Annotated in this window: 13 protein-coding genes and 1 pseudogene; 4 read left to right on the top strand and 10 right to left on the bottom strand. The window is 42.6% G+C overall.

Annotated elements, in window-relative coordinates; genetic code table 11:
* Nucleotides 1-35: 35 nt before the first annotated feature.
* The 3 genes from gatA to gatB all read left to right on the top strand — a co-directional run bounded on the left by gatA (nt 36) and on the right by gatB (nt 3,638).
* The gene (gatA, locus tag QN395_RS08250) at nt 36-1,490 is read left to right on the top strand and encodes an Asp-tRNA(Asn)/Glu-tRNA(Gln) amidotransferase subunit GatA (protein ID WP_322120881.1); all 1,455 of its coding nucleotides are present in this window, start codon (nt 36-38) and stop codon (nt 1,488-1,490) included.
* Nucleotides 1,487-2,056 carry a hypothetical protein gene (locus QN395_RS08245; protein WP_322120880.1) on the top strand — a complete coding sequence of 190 codons (570 nt, stop codon included), beginning with the start codon at nt 1,487-1,489 and terminating at the stop codon, nt 2,054-2,056. The genes gatA and QN395_RS08245 overlap by 4 nt, the downstream gene beginning before the upstream one ends.
* A gap of 97 nt (nt 2,057-2,153) precedes the next feature.
* Nucleotides 2,154-3,638, top strand: coding sequence for an Asp-tRNA(Asn)/Glu-tRNA(Gln) amidotransferase subunit GatB (gene gatB, locus QN395_RS08240; RefSeq protein ID WP_322120879.1), 1,485 nt, complete (start codon nt 2,154-2,156; stop codon nt 3,636-3,638).
* 126 nt (nt 3,639-3,764) lie between these two features.
* Here gatB and QN395_RS08235 read toward each other — a convergent pair whose 3' ends face one another.
* Together QN395_RS08235 and QN395_RS08230 are read right to left on the bottom strand one after the other, a co-directional pair.
* A complete protein-coding gene (locus tag QN395_RS08235) occupies nt 3,765-3,986 on the bottom strand; it encodes a hypothetical protein (RefSeq protein ID WP_322120878.1) in 222 nt (73 codons plus the stop codon).
* Entirely contained in the window at nt 3,979-4,890 is a 912-nt protein-coding gene (locus tag QN395_RS08230; protein WP_322120877.1) for an integrase domain-containing protein, read from the bottom strand. The genes QN395_RS08235 and QN395_RS08230 overlap by 8 nt, the downstream gene beginning before the upstream one ends.
* Nucleotides 4,891-5,589: 699 nt before the next feature.
* On the opposite strand from QN395_RS08230, the gene QN395_RS08225 reads away from it, so the two are divergent.
* The gene (locus QN395_RS08225; protein ID WP_322120876.1) at nt 5,590-6,156 is read left to right on the top strand and encodes an acyltransferase; all 567 of its coding nucleotides are present in this window, start codon (nt 5,590-5,592) and stop codon (nt 6,154-6,156) included.
* 57 nt (nt 6,157-6,213) lie between these two features.
* Here QN395_RS08225 and QN395_RS08220 read toward each other — a convergent pair whose 3' ends face one another.
* The 8 genes and pseudogenes from QN395_RS08220 to QN395_RS08185 all read right to left on the bottom strand — a co-directional run bounded on the left by QN395_RS08220 (nt 6,214) and on the right by QN395_RS08185 (nt 16,835).
* Nucleotides 6,214-7,299, bottom strand: coding sequence for an acyltransferase (locus QN395_RS08220; protein ID WP_322120875.1), 1,086 nt, complete (start codon nt 7,297-7,299; stop codon nt 6,214-6,216).
* A 22-nt stretch (nt 7,300-7,321) separates the two neighbouring features.
* Nucleotides 7,322-8,476 (bottom strand): SGNH/GDSL hydrolase family protein, encoded by a 1,155-nt coding sequence (locus QN395_RS08215; RefSeq protein WP_322120874.1) that lies wholly within the window; start codon nt 8,474-8,476, stop codon nt 7,322-7,324.
* Nucleotides 8,477-8,608: 132 nt separating this feature from the next.
* Nucleotides 8,609-9,311 (bottom strand): annotated as a pseudogene (locus tag QN395_RS08210) (IS5 family transposase).
* Nucleotides 9,312-9,979: 668 nt separating this feature from the next.
* Nucleotides 9,980-11,071, bottom strand: coding sequence for an acyltransferase (locus QN395_RS08205; protein ID WP_322120872.1), 1,092 nt, complete (start codon nt 11,069-11,071; stop codon nt 9,980-9,982).
* A 275-nt stretch (nt 11,072-11,346) separates the two neighbouring features.
* The gene (locus QN395_RS08200) at nt 11,347-13,872 is read right to left on the bottom strand and encodes a hypothetical protein (protein WP_322120871.1); all 2,526 of its coding nucleotides are present in this window, start codon (nt 13,870-13,872) and stop codon (nt 11,347-11,349) included.
* Nucleotides 13,857-14,216, bottom strand: a complete 360-nt coding sequence (locus QN395_RS08195) for a GtrA family protein (protein WP_322120870.1) — start codon at nt 14,214-14,216, stop codon at nt 13,857-13,859. Before QN395_RS08195 ends, QN395_RS08200 begins: the two co-directional genes overlap by 16 nt.
* Complete coding sequence (locus QN395_RS08190; protein ID WP_322120869.1) at nt 14,209-15,222, bottom strand: glycosyltransferase; 1,014 nt, start codon at nt 15,220-15,222, stop codon at nt 14,209-14,211. The genes QN395_RS08195 and QN395_RS08190 overlap by 8 nt, the downstream gene beginning before the upstream one ends.
* Nucleotides 15,223-15,317: 95 nt before the next feature.
* On the bottom strand, nt 15,318-16,835 hold the full coding sequence (locus tag QN395_RS08185) for a hypothetical protein (protein WP_323492787.1): 1,518 nt from the start codon (nt 16,833-16,835) through the stop codon (nt 15,318-15,320).
* Between the last annotated feature and the right edge of the window lie 5 nt (nt 16,836-16,840).

Genomic DNA, 16,840 nt, shown 5'->3' with positions numbered 1-16,840 from the left:
GACTTATTTCGAGAATCATCAGGATATTTCAGAACATGCATAAGCACTCTTTAAAACAATTGTCTGCCATGCTGCATAGCAAGCAGATTTCCGCGACCGAATTGGCGCAGCATTATTTGGGTAGAATTCAGGCTAGTGACCTGAACGCATTTTTGCATGTTGATCCAGAATTAACTTTGCAACAAGCCACAGCGGCTGACGCACGTTTAGCCAATGGTGATGCCACTGTCTTGACAGGCATTCCGATTGCGCACAAAGATATTTTTGTGACGCGCGGCTGGCGATCTACCGCAGGCTCTAACATGCTGGCAAACTACACTAGTCCGTTTGACGCAACAGTAGTAGAGCACTTTAATCAAGCTGGCATGGTCACACTAGGCAAACTTAATTGTGACGAGTTTGCGATGGGTTCCAGCAATCAAAATTCTGCTTTTGGCGCAGTTAAAAATCCCTGGGATTTACGTGCAGTACCTGGCGGCTCCTCGGGCGGATCAGCCGCTGCGATTGCGGCACGTTTAGCGCCAGCGGCAACAGCAACTGATACTGGCGGATCGATCCGCCAGCCGGCCTCATTTTGTGGTGTTACCGGGATTAAACCTACCTATAGCAGCGTCTCTCGTTACGGGATGATTGCGTTCGCCTCGTCACTGGACCAAGGAGGTCCCATTGCACAAAGTGCTGAAGATTGTGGACTACTACTCAATGTAATGACGAGTTTTGACCCAAAAGATTCAACCAGTTTAGAAAGACAAAAAGAAGACTTCAATCGGGATTTAAACAAAGACTTAAAAGGGTTGCGTATCGGTGTACCGCGTGAATTTTTTAGCGAAGGCTTAGCAAAAGATGTGGAACAAGCTGTCCGCGCTGCACTCGCCGAATATGAGAAATTAGGCGCCGTCTTAGTCGATATTTCTCTACCTAAAACTGAACTGTCTATCCCGGTATATTACGTCATCGCTCCGGCCGAGGCATCATCAAACTTAAGCCGTTTCGACGGCGTACGGTACGGTCATCGTGCAGCCAATTACAAAGATCTTAACGACATGTATAAGAAATCGCGTGCCGAAGGTTTTGGGGATGAAGTCAAACGTCGTATCCTGGTGGGTGCTTATGTTTTATCGCACGGATATTACGACGCCTATTATTTGCAGGCACAAAAAATCCGCCGCTTAATTGCGCAAGATTTCAAGGCTGCGTTTGAGCTATGTGACGTCATCATGGGGCCTGTAGCGCCCACTGTTGCATGGGATTTAGGCGATAAAACAGACGACCCTGTCGCCAATTATCTGGCAGATATTTTTACTTTATCTACCAGTTTGGCAGGCTTGCCTGGCATGTCAATTCCATGTGGTTTTGGACAAGGTGAAAAAAATAGCCTGCGCCCTGTCGGCCTGCAAATCATTGGGAATTATTTTAAAGAAGCCCAATTGCTGAATGTCGCACACCAGTTCCAATTAGCGACTGACTGGCATCAAAAAGCGCCTATATGAAATCAATCCGCTCACTTCTTGTTCCAACACTTTTACTCGCTTGCAGTGGCGCTTTCGCGCAGGCAGAAAAGCTCACAATATCGGCGGCGACACCAGCAGCAGTGACATCGGCGACTTCGGTAACAGCACAGCAATCGTCTAAGACCGATGTACTGGAAGCTAATTTCTCCTGCGCTTTGGTACAGCAAGAAACTAATGGTGGTGAACGTTTGGATTACGCTGATCAGGCGCATATCCGCATTGAGGGCGACGTGATCAAAACATTTCAGTGGGAATCCAGTTTGTTCAGAAGTAACCACGGCAATGAATGCAGCATCGATCTGGGTGATGACCCGCAGGCAGAAGTGACTGAGAAGGGCTGGCGAATCAGCTTAAAAGATGCGCGTGCAGCACGCACACGACGTGGATATGATTTTGATCGCGGCTTCAATTGCAGCATTCGGTTAGAACGTGTAGGTGATGATTTGCAAATCAAACCTACATGCCCCGCCTTATGCGGATCGAGGATGAACTTTACAGCACTTACAGTCAATCTTAAAAGCGGCCAATGTCGTAACGACGAATAAATAAGTAGCAATCAAAGTCGCTTACTAAAATCAAGCCGACTGGTAGTGCAAACGAAATTAATGCAATTCATGCAAATGAACGGAAAAAGGATTTAACATGCAATGGGAAGTCGTCATCGGTTTTGAGACTCACGCACAACTCAAAACCCAATCAAAAATTTTTAGCGGCTCTGCCATCCAATTTGGCGCTGAGCCAAATACGCAAGCGAGTCCCGTTGATCTGGCATTGCCTGGGGTACTCCCAGTAATGAACAAGACTGCGGTAGAAAAAGCAATACAGTTTGGCTTAGCCGTCGGTGCGGTCATTGCGCCAGAATCTATTTTTGCCCGCAAGAACTACTTCTACCCCGACCTGCCTAAAGGCTATCAGATCAGCCAATTTGAGATCCCGGTAGTACAAGGCGGCAGCGTCACTTGCGTAGTCGAAAAAGACGGCAAATCCGAAGTGAAAGTCATCGAACTCACCCGCGCCCACCTAGAAGAAGACGCCGGAAAATCGCTGCACGAAGACTACCAAGGCATGACAGGGATAGATCTGAACCGCGCTGGTACACCACTATTAGAAATCGTCACCGAACCCTGTATGCGCAGCGCGGCAGAAGCCGTCGCGTACGCCAAAGCCCTGCACTCACTAGTCATGTGGCTGGATATTTGCGATGGCAATATGCAAGAAGGTTCTTTCCGCTGCGATGCCAACGTGTCGGTACGTCCGGTGGGACAAAAAGAATTCGGCACGCGCGCAGAGATCAAAAATCTCAATTCATTCCGCTTTCTCGAAGAGGCCATCAACATTGAAGTACGCCGCCAGATTGAGTTGATCGAAGACGGTGGCAAGGTCGTACAAGAGACGCGTCTGTACGATCCAGATCGCAAAGAAACACGCTCCATGCGCAGCAAAGAAGATTCGCAAGATTACCGCTACTTCCCCGATCCCGATTTGCCACCGCTGAAGATCGATGCCGCCTGGATAGAGCGCGTAAGAGCAACGATGCCAGAACTCCCCGACGCCATGCGTGCACGTCTCATCCAGCAGTACAGCATCTCTGAGTACGACTCTATGATCGTCACTCAGTCAAAAGCCACCGCAAGCTACTTTGAGGCCGCAATTATGGCCGCTGGCAATATAGACGCCAACGGCAATCCAGCAGCGCAAGCCAAGCAAATCGCCAACTGGATGATGGGTGACGTATCATCCACCCTGCACCGAGAAAATATCGATATCGGCGCCATTCCCGTCGCGGCCAACCAATTAGCATTGCTGTTGCAACGGATTACCGATGGCACGATATCCAACAAAATCGCCAAAGAAGTTTTTGCAGCCATGTGGCAAGCAGCATCTTCTGACATCAATTTGGCAGATCAGATCATCGACAACAAAGGTCTTAAACAAATCTCCGATGTCGGCGCACTAGAAAAAATCATAGACGAAGTCATGGCGGCCAATCAACAATCCGTCGATGAATATCGCGCTGGCAAAGAAAAGGCCTTTAACTCATTGGTAGGCCAAGCGATGAAAGCTACTAATGGCAAAGGTAATCCAGGACAAGTAAATGAATTATTAAAAAATAAACTAGCCCAGTAATTTAATCAGCTTGCTTTAAGGGTCCGCAAGTTTAAACATTTGGGAATGTAGCTTTATTACTGAACTCAACCAGATAATTCCCTTTGAAAAACTGGTAATTGTCAGTTTTGAAGATAGTTGAACCAGTTAGGCGCTGCTACGGATAATTCTCTCTAAAGCTTCTCTTACAGTTTCGCCAATCTTTCTTTTTTGTCTCAATATCTCGAACACTTCTTTTGAAAACCTGACCTTTGCAAGATTTTCATCCGGTTTTTTCAATTCTTTTAAGCGCGTTCCTCCGACGGTTTTATTTGCTATCCAGCAACTTCCTGTCGGAAGTTCGTTACTTATATAAAAAGGTTCACCCATTTTGAGCCTCCAGTGTTGCTCTTATGTAATTATTGAAGACCCAGCGTCCTCGACTATTTCCATGGCCCAAATCGTTCGAAGTTCTTATCAATGCCATTTTTTTGTCATAACCGATTTGAAGATAATAATTATATTGATTAAACGCAAATAATCTACGAATTGAGTGGCTTGAATTTTCGTGCTTGATTTCTAATTTTGCCAAAGCAAGCGAGTGCCGCGTCAAAGCAGATTTCAAATTTTTACTCACAACGAGTCTTCCTTGTTTTTTTATAATTATTAGTGCCTCTTGGATAACTTGCTTTAACTCTTCTGTCCTATTTGGTTGGATGAATACGCTTCTCACTCTGCCACCCTTCGTACCATCGCGAACCGTAATTGATTGCTGGTCAAGTCCGAGAGAACGTTGCCAATCTTTTAACGAATCACCAGCACATACCGCCTCTTTGATTCGTAATCCAATTAATTGTTGCAATTTTATTAAAATAAGTGTATCCGGATTTGCGTTGTCAATTGCATTTTTTAAAATTATCTCTTCAATAATTTTTCCAACTCCAATGCGTGAACCGGCCGGTACTCCAATTTTTTTGTTATGACAAACAACGTCTGCAAAATCATCGCGATTCACCGCTCGCAATGCACGCCGAATTATGCTCATTTCGTTTTGAATTGTTCTATTTTGAACTCCTTCAGTAATTCTCCAATTGATGAACCCATGAATTTGATTTGGCGTAATGTTGATCGGTGAGACGAGGTTTCCCCAACGTGCTATCTTGGCCCATTTTTGAAGATTGCAACAAGTTGTCTGAATTTTTAGTTTGTAATTTGTTCCGCATCGACTTTCGGCATAAGCACACTTAGCAAATTTGACTTTTATTGCATCAGACGGTAAAAAAATTTCGGACATAGTAACTCCAAAAAAATGGTCCACCGAGGTTAAGAAAAACCGTTCGCGGCTCACGAACGGGTGCTGCTGAGTTGAGATAATAGCGGTCGCCGCCGAGCCGACGGGGGGATTTTGACCAAAACAAACTGCTGAGAATTATTGCGAGAGAAAGGAACTTATAGATACTTAGGCACTTCAAAAAAGCACAGTAAGTAATTGAGTTGTTAGAACATAGACCGCAAATTCAAAATATTTGAATTTGGGTGTAGTTGGTCACTTGGAGCGACAGCGGTCATGATCAGCACGAGACCGGGACTTTCCAAATGATTTTAAATTATGGCTTTTAGATTTAACAAGCACGAGTGCTTATATTTTCGCACAAAAAGTGCTAATATTTTGCTGCTCTAATTTCCTACCTGCAAATGAAATTAGATTATCAAAATGTTCAACGATGCAAGTTACCCTGCCAGACGATATTATGCTCCATTACGACTTTATTCTATCACTTTATAGCAACAAATCAAATTAATTCTAATAAATTTTATGTAGTGTTGCAGCGCCGCACTCTTCGACTTTTCTTGTTTATTTGGGTTCTTTACCAATTTATAAAGTAACAAAGTTTTGCTGGTTTGTTTTTTCAAGCTATGTCCGTTAGTGAAAAAGAAGACCCAGAATTTCCCTCAATACAACTAAAAGCAACTATTTTCTAGGTAACCTTTTATGTCTTTAGTACTTGGCCTTCCACCCTCTGTTGACCAATTCCCCGGCATCGATGTTCTAAAACCCGGCTGCAAAATCGCCCCTGACGTGACCTTATACCGGCATGGTGCCCGCGAAGGTGACATCATCACTTTAGGTGACTCAGTCAGCTTGTTTGACCGAGTGCGACTCGTCGTCGGCGATGTCTCTATCAATCTTAACGCATCAATACACATCGGCGACCGCAGCATCGTCAATGTAGGCTCTTACTTGTCTGGTGAAGGCGGCTTAACGATCGGTGACGAGGTCTTGATCGGCCCCCATGTACGCATCTTCAGCGCAGGTCATGCTGTACATGGCGGAGAGCCATCTATTTATCGCAATGAATTAACTTATAACCAAGTAAAAATAGAAGACGGTGCCTGGGTAGGCGGCGGTTCCACCGTCTTACCAGGTGTGACGATAGGACGCGGCGCGGTAGTCGGCGCTGCCAGCGTTGTCACTCAAGATGTGCCTGCCTTTGCCATTGTCGCTGGTAACCCTGCAAGATTTTTACATTATCGGGATGGGCATAATGACGGTTTGTAGTTTTGCAAAACCAGTCAAACTGATGTAGGTCGGTGCGATAGCGAGGTGTAATCTTAACTACTTAGACCGAAGTACAGGGCGCTCTAAAATGAAATAAGAGATGCTGGCGAGCATCACCGTCACTGGACCACACACTAGCGCCAAAGACAAATCGCTTAAATGGAGGATTTGCTCGCCCATCAGCAGAATGGGGTAATGCCAAAGGTAGATGCCATAACAAATCGTACCAAGATACACGATCACTCGGCTCTGGAAGACAAATTTCAGACCCAGTTGCAGCGGATTTTGGAGCAAGCCGATAATCAGCGCCAATGATATAAATTCATAGCATGGTTGTTGCCAGATATACCATTGCCTATGACGGAAATCGACTGTCAGCATGCCAATTAATAAAGTAATGATTAACAGCCAGACCAACCAAGGCCTTGAGAATAAGCGATTCCATCGCTGCATCCACGCAGCGTCATAATTGATCGCTAACAAAGCACCTAATGCCAGGCTATCCAGACGCATATCTGTGCCGTTGTACAGGCGTGGAACAGAGAAGCCCTTCACCGCCATAGCAGAGCGCCAAGCTACACAAAAAATGACTATCCCCACTAAGCACCAGCTTAGTTTTTTACCATACCAAGACGAACGTAAACTAAGTGCCAGCAAAACTGGCCACACCATATAATATTGCTCTTCGATTGATAGCGACCAGGTATGTCCAAGATAGTAGTCACTAGGTATTTCCAGCGCCCGCAGCCAGTTCATAAAATAAAACAAGGCACCGACTACATGCAGCATTTGCTTAAAACCGCGCCCAAAATAAAAATAAGTTACTAGCGTAGTCAACAGTACCACTGCCAACAAGGCGGGGAATAAGCGTTTAGCACGGCGTATATAAAATTTCTTAAAATTAATGCGCCCGGTAACACTCCAATCTTTCAGTAATAGCTTAGTAATGAGAAAACTGCTCATCAAAAAGAAGGTGTCCATGAATATGATAGGACCCGGAAACACGTCGTAATTAACATGCGCCAAGAAGACGAAAAAAGCCATAATCCCACGCAAACCATCAAACGCTGTCCATCGGTTGGCAGCCAATTTTAGGGGCGCATTAACCGAGGTAATTGCCTGATTTTGCGTAGTTACTGTCATAGCTGAACTTGAAATCATCTTGTTATTTTGTTGGACGAATTCCACTCGCCAGGTTGCCTAAGTTAGCCGGAGGAGAGACATTATTTTTCAGAGACAAAGCATGTTCAGCAATCTGGTCTGCAATGGCCTGATAACCGATGTCATTTGGATGATAAACATCATCGCCAGCCAGAAGACGCTTAATATTTTTTTGCGCAAGCGCATCTGCCGTATTGTTATGCACTCCCAAGCCGTTCAGTATATTGCCAGCAACATCTAAAAAATAGACATTTGGCTTATTTTTATCTGCAACACCAGCGAGACGCTGATTATACAAATGTAAGTCACAGACAGTATTGGGGTAAAGCGCCTTAGACTTGATCGCATTTGTACAAGCAACCTCATCTTTGATCACTTTAAAAGGATGTCCCTGACCATCAGGCAACCCGGCAACCATCGACCCGTTTGAGAATGAGGTGACGAGCAAAGTCTCTTTAATTAAGGTTTGCCCATTGCTATTTTTTGCCGCTTTTATTTTATCGATCAAGACTTGGAGATTGTTGGCATAAGCCGTCGGGGCTATCCCTCGTTGGACGATGCTGTCATTGATGCCTGCCATGATCACAATCAAGTCAATTTTTTGTACTGATTGTTTTGACAACCATGTAATAGACGCATCAAACCGGGCAGTCAAATCATTACTTGTATTGCCACCGACACCATCTCTAACAATTAGGTTTCTATTTACGCCCGGCTTTAAAGTGACTTGCCTCGCTTGATAAGCACGGCACACAGTAGCGTCCACCGCTTGTCCGGCAAAGGTATCTTTATCCCAACGCATATCACCTGTTGATGTTTTTTGCCTCTTATTGGTAACTAAGGCAAAGGCGATATCTGCCGGAAATGTTTTAGCGCCCGAGGCATCTGATGTGCCACAGCCGGCAGTATTGCTGTCACCAAAAAAGACAATAGTAACTGGCGAGCCAGCTGCCAGCCTTGCCTTAATGATGGGGGTAATGGGGATAATTGCTGCGGAAGGATTTATTGCAGTATTTACTATGACTGTCTGGGTCGAGCTCAGCGCGGGATTAATACTCAGCGAAAATACACCGACAGATAAGAATAAGCAACTTAGATTAAAAGTAGAGATACTTAGCATCATCAATAGTAGGGTGGGGTCATTCGGGCTTGTACACATCGTTACATAACGCCACTCCATCTGAGAGGATGGCCAAAGATATCTTAAAACATGTCTTAAAAAAAGATTCGTCTCATTTTTTGTTCAAGCAAACTGGGTTGATTAGTTAATAGCTTTAGGGGATGTTAACATTTAAGTCAGCCAGATGATAGCGAACTCGAGGTTGATAAACGAGAGGAAATTTCTATCCAGTTTTTCATATCTTGTTGCAATCCGTCTGAAGTGAATGATTCTGCTAAAAAACGTTCAACAAGATTTCTCTCTATGTACAAATGTTTGTCGTATTGACGTTGTTCGATGCGATTGCTTTTCGATGGTATCACTGCTTGCATCTGATGGTCTTGAATATAGGACAAAATCTCATTTGAGTCATAACCTTTATCTGCCAATACGGCTTTGGCATCGAAGCCCTTAATCAGGGCAATGCGTTGCGTGCTGTCATGTACTTCCCCGCCAGTCAGTATCCATCGTACCTGATTACACAAGGCGTCAACAGCGACATGAATTTTGCAGGTTAAACCACCTCTTGATCGGACAATGGCTTGCGCACCGCCTTTTTTTGGGTGCCTGCGGCGTGCTGATGAACTCGCACTGCTGTACTGTCAATCATCAATGCCTCCATGTCCAAGTCGCCGCTGATCGCATTGACCAATTTTTCCCAAACGCCCGCTTCGCCCCAACTCTTAAAACGCGTATAGGTGGTATGCCAATTCCCCAATTCAACCGTTAAATCACGCCAAGGCGAACCAGTTCGAACTATCCACAGTACCGCTTCCAAATATAGTCGATTATTTAGGCCTGTACGCCCTCTATCTCCGTCTTTTCCTTGTAGCAAAGCAGCCTACTTCATCCAATGATCGTCTCTCAAAATCTTTATCATCATGCTCATTCAAGGTATCCTATTTTTCAAATACCGAATGTAAACACATTTCCTTAAATGTTAGTAGGCCCTAGTACCGCCACTTATACAATTTGCATCAATAATGTTAGCAAGACCGCTTATATCAATCACGACAGATAACTAATATTCAATTAGACCTTACGCAGATTGTCCCAGCGAGGTACAGAAACGATGACAGTTTTAGGAAGACTACTCGCAGCAACGCAGCTAGAGCGGCTTTTTGTATGTTCTCTTACTAACAGGGAGCTTATTTCCGGTACTGAAAAGCAATACCGGAAATAAGATAACGTGAAAATAGGGTAGTAACCTCAAAGAATTAGCACTGCGCCGACATTAGTGGTTTTTTTAAAACCAATATCAAAAACCTAGATATTTATATTACTGCATAGTCAACGATCAGGCCTGCTTTTATGTAAAAATTGCCTTGGTCAAGGAGTTCATCGGGTTTGATGTATTCGGCAGCCAAAGCTGAGAACCACTTAATATCAAACTTTTTGCAAACCGTTTCATTTTTATCTTCGTTTTTTATTATTTGCATATATATATATGTAATTTGGCTTTTGCTTCAAAATCAGTAGCTTGCGCAAGCAAACTAACCTGATTTAAATACCAACTGAGCCTGCTTGAGGCTGTAACGAATGCATATTTTCAACCGCATGGTCATTACTATCGGCGCGTTTCTTACCGCGATATAATCTTACTCTGAGTTTCTCTATGGGTCTTTCAACAACTAATAAGACGATTAATGAGATTGTTATCGTCGCTATAAAATATGAAAACGTGTTTAATTCTAAAACTCCAATGGCACGAACCATTGCCCCAACTGGGATCTGAAGTATGTAAATTGGAAAAGCCAAATCACCTAAGAATTTGTCTATTTTGCTTTTTTTTGACAAGTCAAATAGCAGTCTTGAAAAGATAGCTAACGTTATGAAACCAACAAAAATAACTGGACTCACCCATAACGATATGAACGCTACACCAGCAAGCGAGAAGTAATAACCCCAATTTTTTGGGCGGCTGATTGGATAGAGACGATTCAACCAATAACCTAAAATACCTAACCCAAAATACGCCATGGCGTTTGGGAAATAAATATCCGTGCGGTATTTATCTGGTAAGGTTGTATTGATATGTTTAATATAAAAACAATACGCTAAACCAATTGTAATAAAAATTAGTGACTTTTTAAAACTTCTGACGACAAATGGGGCTATTAAATAAAATAGCAATTCTAAAGAAAGAGACCAAGCAGAAGTATTTAGAATAAACTTCGCTCCGTTTTGATTTGGATCGATACCATACTCCGAAAAAACTACATGTCCATCGACCCCGCTAATGTGAGTAAGGATATCAAGGCCAAACATGGTAAAGTTAGAAAACAGAGCAAGAGCTTCCATGGGCAGTGGTAAATCCATCATGAGAAGAATTGATCGCCTTAACGATCCCCAAGGCATTAATATCAATAGAGAAATAAAATAGGTTGGCCATATCCGGAAAAAACGGCCTAGGTAAAACTGATAATTTGTATCAGGTGTTAGGTAGCGTTCGCTTAATCCAAGCGTCATATAAAAGCCAGAAATAATAAAAAAACAGTTAACTGCTACCTCAGCAGGAAATAAATGCATGCCTTCAAAATTTCCAATGTGTGAAAACAGCACGCTAAGAGCAAGGATAAGTTTTATGGTCCCCATATTTTTCCGAAAATTTTTTGTTGAAATTAATTTTTAAGTAATTAATTAACTTTTTTACTCAAAAGTAGTCTGACAAGACATAACAACGAAGGCAGTTGTGTAGTCGGACTAAGACCTACAACACAACTAATACGGTTTTGCATAAGCCGTATTTATTAAATCCACCATTAGTCAATCAACTTGGCACTTAAAATAAGCGGTCTCACTGTGTGATCAAAATCGCGGCAAACTTTGCTACAAGTTGAAGATATACTATTGAGTTGAATCAAAGTAAGTTAGTTTAATCCAGTAACTGATATTCTATTAATCTCTACAGGGCGGGCATCATGTGAGCCGCCATAAACAATGGCTATTTTGGCACGTTCTGGCTTAATCACAAGCCGTGTTGCAGTCGTTAAGCCACCATTGCAATCATGTACTTTTATATCCGTTGAAAGCATTTTCCCGTTTGTGTCGTTCCAGTTAATCTGGGTGCGGAAACGCTGGCTTTTGTCACATTTTGCTTGAACTGTCAGCGCCACCACATCAACAGATCCGACATCAACTGCTTGTGTAACAGGGGAACCGACGCTGGCATAAAATTTTTCGTCTTTAAATAAAGCGCCATTAGAGGTCCAACCGTCAGCGCCATTAGAAAAATCTGGGTTACTAATAAATTCTTTTTTAAATAATTTACTTAATTCAATCTGATTAACTAGGCCGACTCGAATATCGTTCACCCTAAATAATTCAGTAGTAAGCGCAATCGCCTCTGCCTCAAATTGATAACCTCGGCCAACAGCGTACACAATAATCTCCACACCAGAACGAGCTAAAGAATTCGCTAAATTAATATCACTCGTACTTTTTGCATAATATGGCCACGAGTGCCAAGACGCAGCAATCGTACCTTTTGGGTAGTGATTGTATGTTGGATCAATGTCAGAAGTCGCATCTAAAATCAATATTTTACGACCTTTATATTGATCTAGCTTGGACAGAATATCACCAGCAATCGCTTGCGGCTTACTACGCGCAAATAGTCCTTCTTGGGCAGAACGACTCCATAATAAATCTGTTTTAAATTGCTGAAAAGGCCAATATACGACTGGAAAACGAGCCAAATTGAAAGAACAAAAAATCACTAAAAGTCCAACGAGCACGCCGCGCAAATTGACAGCACTATACAGAGCCCAAACACCACTGCATAACAACCAAGGCATTACCGGAAAAGCATATCTCAAATATGCTTGGTTATGAAAACACAACCCAATATAAGCAATTGCGGATACTCCTGTGAATAAAATAGCCCAACGTTTTAATTTCACAGCCAATAATATAGATAAAGGTATAAAAACCAAAAATACAATTCCCAATGCGCCATTAGCCGAAAACTCACCAAAATCTTTGGAACTGACGCTCATATCCCAAAAAGTTTGTAATCCAATGCTTCTTACAAAGTGACTATTAGTAAAAGAAGTTTGCGTATCAAAGTAAGGCGAATTAAATATTTGGTTAAAAAAAGGAAATACTGGGTTACCCGTTTTAAACCAAGCTACAGCGTAAGGAGGAGAACAAAAAATAAGAAATGCAATACCACTAGTTAAAATAAATTTAAAACGGAAAACTTCAAATTTATCTTCTACAGAACGTAATAAGGCGCCCAAAGCTAAAAAAGGTACTATTAAAAAACCAGGCAACTTAATTGCACAAATATAACCCGCAAGAATTCCTAAAATGATCCAGCTTCCCTTTTGGCGAATAGTTTTATATTCACCACCTGCAATTTCACATAATGCGATCATAAAAAAGAAAGTCAGTGGCGCTTCTATGTAAGCAGAACCGACCTCCAACAACGATATCGGTAAAGTAAATAAGATCGCTGGAACACCCATTGCGAGTAAGGCATCGAGTCGGCCAGCTAATAGCCTATATCCAAGATATCCAGTAGCCAATAAGAAAGATGTGTTCATCAGACGCACTGCTTGCTCTCCACCAAAAAAATAAGGTGGGACATACAACCAATCGGCGCCAAAAGGCATTACAGACCATACATATTCTTTGACGTCAAAATTCCACAAACCAGCATCTAACATTCGTACAGGGATATTTAAATGAAAAGATAAAGCATCATGACCCAAGTCAGGCAAAATTGTCACCATGATGACGATAGTGACGCCAAGCATTAGCATGGCGACTAGAATACTTTCTTTCCATTCGACTTTACGAAAAAAGCAAGGAAGTTTAGGTGGAGAAAGCTTTCCTTGAGACATCAAAAAATACGATGCGGCGACGGCGAAACCAGAAAAAAGGGTGAAAAATACTAAGGGTGTACAAACAGGGAAGTGCGCTAATAATGCAATCAAAGTTCCAAGTAAGCAAAATCCGATAGCAGTGTTGCGTAAGTCCCAAGTAGAACTTTCTGTTGACAACTCAAGCCCTGAAAATCGAGCGATCCAAACAGTAGACATACGCCCAACTATGTTTGCGCAGCACCAAAACCAAATAACTGCGACGACTGGGCCAAGACCCGCAGAAGCTACATAAAATGCAAAAGGTAACCCAAGTAAAGCAAAAATTGTGAGCCCACAGCGAGATAGCAGAAAATACAAACAATAACTAACAACTACAAATAATAGAAATTGATCCCTATTCGTTTGAAAATTCCACACAGATTCGCCCCACCAGTTTGTCCCGAAAGTGCCAGCAATAGCTGCACACGTTAACATGGCAGTTATCATCCACATCAGATATCTATGCTTTGGCAGTTGGCTTATGTTTATCTCTGGAGTTACATAAATTTGCTTCACTTGAAAACCCATAACTTGCCTAGAAAAAATCCATTAATCGCGATAACTGGCAAAGATATTATTTTACCAACCAACGCATAGTTAAAAAAAGTGTATGCAATAAACACAAAACTCAAAGTAATTGCATAGTTAATACAAACGACCGCTGAAAATTTTATAAACGACGTAGGCGTTGTAATTGATTTGAAAGTTAAATTAGCATGAAAAATGTAATTAACTAAAAAACTTAAAAAAAATCCTGCCGTTGTGGCAAGGATGTAGTTGAGCTCAAACCAGATTAGGCCCTGCATGATGCCAATGTCTAATACTGCACAGATAACACCGCCAGTGAGGTACACCAAAAACTGTTTACTCACTTTTATCTGCGTCAACATAAGCTCTGTGTAATGAATACTTTCTATGTTGCGGCCGAGTTGGTACAGCAGCAATGTCATAGGCTAAAAATGCCAATATAAATTGCAAACCCATCAATATGGGCAAAGCTGACAACATTACTGTGCCTGGAGGGGTAAGTAAATCCTCGTTAGCAGACAGAAACCAGTGCCAGCAACCATAAACTGTACCAAACGACAACAGCAATAACCCTAATGGCAGTTCCAGAGATGCTATCGCTAAATCGCGTAAATAGTAATTGTAAAAAATTCGTTTACAGAAATTCCTGGCATGCTTGATTAAAAACTCACCAATAATCTTGGATATCTTTAAGTTACTAACTTCATCACCATAACGAGCATCCATTGGTACATCAACTACTACTGCTCGCTGTAAATTTAAACGAAATAAGATATCTGTCTCGAAAAAATATCTGCTGCTGATTTTATCCATAGGTAATTGACGTGCAACACCGGCATGAATAGCGGTATAACCATTAGTTGGATCAAATAAATTCCAATATCCAGAAGATAACTTTGTCATTAAAGACAATACCGCATTACCAAATAGACGCATTTTAGGCATACTACGGATTTTATCTAAATTGAAAAATCGATTACCTTTAGTGTAATCTGCCTCCCCCACCAAAATTGGCCCAACAAATTGTGGGATAAGAGCGGGATCCATTTGCCCATCACCGTCAATTTTCACAATCACATCCATGCCATCAGCAATAGCAGCTCGATATCCCGTCATGACGGCACCGCCAACGCCCAGATTGTGTGGGTTACGCAAAACGATCACACGCGGATCAGTATTATTTGCCTCAACGAAATCACCAGACTTATCTGGGCATTGATCATCAACCACGTAAATACGTGTTATTTCAGATCCAATATGGGATAAAACATCTAATATATGACGAGTCACGCGGTAGCAAGGGATCACTACAGAAATTTTTCCATCAGACGGGTATGGCTGTTTAGACACGATCGAATTCTCAGTTTTGATTTATTGAAACTTGTAATCTTTTAATTAAAAAAGGCGGCTTACGCCGCCTTTTTATTTCAACCAAACTGGGTTGATTAGTTCTGTGCGCTAGTGCCGTTGTTCAAACCATTGATACCACCGATGTTACTGATAACACCTGAACCTGGATTGACCATCAAAGGCTGAACTGACAATTGTGTTGTCGGAGCAGTTACCAACAGAGTGTACCAAACACCGGAAGTCAGGCCTAATGCAGCAGAAACAGCACTGCCACCAACAATGACTGAACCGCCTGAAGCTACTGTACCATTTACGCCCATTGAAGAAACGAGAGCAGTACCAACAATAATGCCTGCTGGATTGATCGCCTGTACAGAAACCGGAGCAGTCAAACTACCAGTGTTGTAAATACGCAGGTAAGTATTGTAGTCATTCACTGACGAACCAGTAACAACAAAACTTGGTACATAAACAGCAGCACCGTTAGACGTCAACAAGTAGGTATTAGCACCAGTTTGTGTCGATGCATTTGTAACTGCACCGTTTGCAGCTACAGTTGCACCACCGATTGCGTACTGAACATTGAACGGCAGAACAGTCGTAGTATTCGTTGTGTAGCACAGGTAGTTGTTTACAGTTGCAACAGCACTTGTGATAGCAGCGAAAGTAACCGATTTCTTATCTGTAGATACTGTACCAGCAGCAACACTTGTTGTACAAGCTTGATCAGATGCCAAGAACACACCAGCAACAGCAGCAGCGGAGAAATCACCAGTTGCAGTGAATACTGATGTGCCGAAATCAGCAGCAGCGGCGTTGGCGCCAGCTGGTGTTTTCAACGCTGTGTTAACAACCAACTTTGTAGAACCCAAGTTAATACCGGCAGTACCAACAACAGGGCTCGTACCGACGAATTGCTTAACTGCATTATTTACGTCAACTTTTTTCGCTTCTGCAGTTGCGTAGATACCAGCAGCTAACGCGTTAGAGTTGATAGTAGCTTGACTCAATGCTTTAGAGGATGTCAACAATGTTGCTGTGCTAACTGGTTCTACATAGCTAGTTACGCCAGATGTATCACCTGGAGTCACTGTGTAACCAACTGTAGTTGTTACAGTGCCGCCAACGCCTAAAGCTGCTGACAATTTAGCGATTCTTGCAGTAGCGCCATTCATATTGATTACTGTACCGGCTGGAACACCGCCTGTGCCAGCAATAGATGTCAATGTGAAGTAGTAACCCAAACCATCTGTATCTGCAGTAGCTGCTGACAGACTGTAGTTTGCGATTGGATAAGCTGTACCATTCAAAAACAATGCTACGTCAGCAGGATTGGCAACAGCATTTGCTTTTAATGAGTTTGGCAACACACCGCCATCAGCTGCTTTTGTAGAACCAGAACCAAAACGTACGTGTACTTGAACAGCAGCACCGTCATTGATAAGACTAGCTGTTTGGTAAGTAATAGTAGGTTGAGCAACAACTACTGTTGATGTGATGTATTCGGCAGCCAATGTTGAGCCAACGTTTACACCGATTTGACCAGCGTTCGCAGCCAGAGCTGAGAAACCCAGCGTAGCGGCAACAGCAACACGCATCATAGAATGTTTCATTTTTA

The sequence above is a fragment of the Undibacterium sp. RTI2.2 genome, assembly GCF_035018705.1.
Lineage (GTDB): Bacteria > Pseudomonadota > Gammaproteobacteria > Burkholderiales > Burkholderiaceae_D > Undibacterium.
Note: the sequence above shows the minus strand (reverse complement) of the source record. Positions and strands in the feature narration are given on the sequence as shown.

What these genes read in the sequence shown, in the direction of transcription:
- QN395_RS08205 (WP_322120872.1), bottom strand. Translation starts at nt 11,071, where the DNA reads ATGGGGACCATAAAACTTATCCTTGCTCTTAGCGTGCTGTTTTCACAC.
- QN395_RS08230 (WP_322120877.1), bottom strand. Translation starts at nt 4,890, where the DNA reads ATGTCCGAAATTTTTTTACCGTCTGATGCAATAAAAGTCAAATTTGCT.
- gatA (WP_322120881.1), top strand. Translation starts at nt 36, where the DNA reads ATGCATAAGCACTCTTTAAAACAATTGTCTGCCATGCTGCATAGCAAG.
- QN395_RS08215 (WP_322120874.1), bottom strand. Translation starts at nt 8,476, where the DNA reads ATGTGTACAAGCCCGAATGACCCCACCCTACTATTGATGATGCTAAGT.
- QN395_RS08185 (WP_323492787.1), bottom strand. Translation starts at nt 16,835, where the DNA reads ATGAAACATTCTATGATGCGTGTTGCTGTTGCCGCTACGCTGGGTTTC.
- QN395_RS08235 (WP_322120878.1), bottom strand. Translation starts at nt 3,986, where the DNA reads ATGGGTGAACCTTTTTATATAAGTAACGAACTTCCGACAGGAAGTTGC.
- QN395_RS08220 (WP_322120875.1), bottom strand. Translation starts at nt 7,299, where the DNA reads ATGACAGTAACTACGCAAAATCAGGCAATTACCTCGGTTAATGCGCCC.
- QN395_RS08200 (WP_322120871.1), bottom strand. Translation starts at nt 13,872, where the DNA reads ATGGGTTTTCAAGTGAAGCAAATTTATGTAACTCCAGAGATAAACATA.
- gatB (WP_322120879.1), top strand. Translation starts at nt 2,154, where the DNA reads ATGCAATGGGAAGTCGTCATCGGTTTTGAGACTCACGCACAACTCAAA.
- QN395_RS08245 (WP_322120880.1), top strand. Translation starts at nt 1,487, where the DNA reads ATGAAATCAATCCGCTCACTTCTTGTTCCAACACTTTTACTCGCTTGC.
- QN395_RS08225 (WP_322120876.1), top strand. Translation starts at nt 5,590, where the DNA reads ATGTCTTTAGTACTTGGCCTTCCACCCTCTGTTGACCAATTCCCCGGC.